The following is a 1,997-nucleotide window of genomic DNA, read 5'->3' as shown; positions in this document are numbered from 1 at the left end:
GGGGCAGAGGGGTGCGAAAAACTGTCAGAACGGTTGCCCCCGGGTCGGGATCGCCGGTCCGGGGGTCATGTTCTGGGTGGTCGGGGCGAGGTGGGAGACGGTGGGGAGGGATATTTCAGACACGAAGTGACAGAAAATCGCAGGGGGATGGGGCAGAGGGGTGCGAAAAACTGTCAGAACGGTTGCCCCCGGGTCGGGATCGCCCTTTCGGGGGTGATGTTCTGGGTTGTCCGGGTGGGGTGGGAGACGGTGGGGAGGGGTGTTTCAGGTGCGAAGTGATAGAGAATCGCAGGGAGGTGCGAGAGAAGCCGGACCCGGTGATGCGGTCGGGCTGAGTTCGGGTCGACCGGCGTGACGGGCGACCGGGGCCTTCTGCCGGGCCTGGGGCGAAAGCGCGACCCCGTGATGGGGCGGGCTGAACCCAGGGCGACCGGTGTGACCGGCGACCCGACGCAGGTGCCGCGGCGGGACCGGCTGCGGACCGGGCCGCCCGGAGGGAGGGATCAGCCGCTCGGGTGGCGAACCTTTCGGTCGCTGCACCTGGAGGGAGCGCACCGGATGGGTTACCAGCCTCCGCCGACGGGTATCGGGCTTTCGTGTTCCTGTGGGCGTCGCCAGCGGTGTCGGCGTTCGGTTCTGCCCCCTCCTCAGGGCCTGGATGGTCCTGCTGATGGCCGGGATCTGCGCCGTGACCGGCGCCATCCACCACTCGACCTTCGACGTCTCCTACGCCATGCTGGTCACGAGGAACAGCTGCCCCGGGCCAACGGCATGATGCAGACTATCTGGTCGCTCTCTTCAGTGCTGTCGCCGGTTGGGGCCGCGTTCCTCGTCACCCTGCCCGGCCTCGCCAGGCAGGGGGTGGGTCCCCGGCTCCGCCTGGGCGCTGCTGGCCCGCCTGGACCCCGGTGCCAGCCTGGCGCTGCTGACCAGTCTGGACCCCGGCGCCGGCCTGGCGCTGCTGGGTGGCGTGGTCATGCTGGTGTCCCTCGCCCAGCTCATGAACCCGCAGGTCCTGCGGGTGGAGGACCGGGCCTATTGCGAAGGATCTGCCAGCCGATCGGGCGCGTGAGTGCACAGACGATCCGGGGTCCCTCCCGGCAACATGTCCGAAGAGCAAAGGATGAGTCAGGTTTGCAGTACGATCTCGTCATCTCCGACCTGGACGGCACCCTGCTGCGTGACGACAAGACCATCTCACAGCGCAACAAGGACGCGATCCGGCGGTTCGAGGCGGCTGGCGGCCGGTTTTCGTTTGCCACCGGGCGCGGGGTGGAGGCCTCGCAGCGCTACTTCCGGGACCTGCAGGTGAAGACGCCGCTGGTCCTGCTCAACGGGTCCCTGCTCTACGACCCGGTGACCGACCGCGATCTCTTCGTCCAGCCGCTGGCCAGCGACGCGGTGGCGGGCGTGTGGCCCCTGCTGGAGGAGGCCGGGCTCCACATTCTCGTTCACAACACCCGCCGGGCGACCGTGCGGCAGATGACCGCTGTGATCGAAGAGCACCTGCAGCATGACGGCATCACAGTGGACGTGCAGCCCGACCTTTCCCCGGCCACGGCGGGCACCGTGATGAAGATCCTGACCATCGGTGAGCCGGAGCAGCTGGACCAGGTCGCGGAGGCCATCGTCGGCGCCCACCTGCCGGTGAAGCTGGTCCGCTCGAGCCCCAAGTACCTCGAGGTCCTGCCCCCGGCCGGTGGCAAGGGCGCCGGCGTGACGGCCCTGCTGAAATACCTCGGCATCCCCAGGGAGCGGTCGCTGGCCATCGGCGATTACCTCAATGACCTCGACCTACTGGTCACAGCCGGTCTGGGTGTGGCCGTGGCGAACGCACACCCGGGCCTCAAGGCCGTGGCCCGGCGGGAGACTCTCTCCAACATGGAGGACGGGGTGGCGGCCGTGCTGGAGGCCCTGCTGGAAGGGCGCGAGGTGGGCCGGCCCATTCAGTGAGTGAGGATTGCGTCGCACCGCCCCCATATGTTAACCTATAGGAC

2 protein-coding genes are annotated in these 1,997 nt (G+C 68.4%); both read left to right on the top strand.

Going from position 1 to position 1,997, the window contains the following annotated elements; translation table 11 throughout:
- Positions 1 to 814 precede the first annotated feature (814 nt).
- Positions 815 to 1,072, top strand: a complete 258-nt coding sequence (locus tag AB2385_RS16960; protein ID WP_367656189.1) for a hypothetical protein — start codon at positions 815 to 817, stop codon at positions 1,070 to 1,072.
- A gap of 62 nt (positions 1,073 to 1,134) precedes the next feature.
- A complete protein-coding gene (locus AB2385_RS16955; protein ID WP_367656188.1) occupies positions 1,135 to 1,953 on the top strand; it encodes a Cof-type HAD-IIB family hydrolase in 819 nt (272 codons plus the stop codon).
- Positions 1,954 to 1,997 lie beyond the last annotated feature (44 nt).

The sequence above is a fragment of the Symbiobacterium sp. genome (assembly GCF_040797425.1).
Lineage (GTDB): Bacteria > Bacillota > Sulfobacillia > Symbiobacteriales > Symbiobacteriaceae > Symbiobacterium.
Note: the sequence above shows the minus strand (reverse complement) of the source record. Positions and strands in the feature narration are given on the sequence as shown.